The sequence below is a fragment of the Streptomyces tateyamensis genome, assembly GCF_003205575.1.
Lineage (GTDB): Bacteria > Actinomycetota > Actinomycetes > Streptomycetales > Streptomycetaceae > Kitasatospora > Kitasatospora tateyamensis.
The window spans coordinates 1-250 of sequence record NZ_PYBW01000279.1 but is presented as its reverse complement, the minus strand read 5'-3'; the positions used below and the strand labels follow the sequence as shown (position 1 = coordinate 250).

The following is a 250-nucleotide window of genomic DNA, read 5'->3' as shown; positions in this document are numbered from 1 at the left end:
CGGGTCCCGCTGATCGCCATCTCCCCCTGGACACGCGGCGGCTGGGTCAACTCCGAAACCTTCGACCACACCTCCGTACTGCGCTTCATGGAAGTCTGGACCGCGGCCCTCGGCACCCCGGCGAACTGCGTGAACATCAGCGCCTGGCGCCGCTCGGTGTGCGGCGACCTGACCGGCGTCTTCGACTTCGCCAACCCGGTGTACGGCATGCCCGCCCTGCCCGACACCTCGCAGACCATCGGCCTGGCCA

Annotated in this window: 1 protein-coding gene; it reads left to right on the top strand. The window is 69.2% G+C overall.

What is annotated here, in order from left to right; translation table 11 throughout:
• On the top strand, positions 1-250 hold a 250-nt coding region (locus C7C46_RS33335), incomplete at both ends, for an alkaline phosphatase family protein (RefSeq protein ID WP_281278609.1).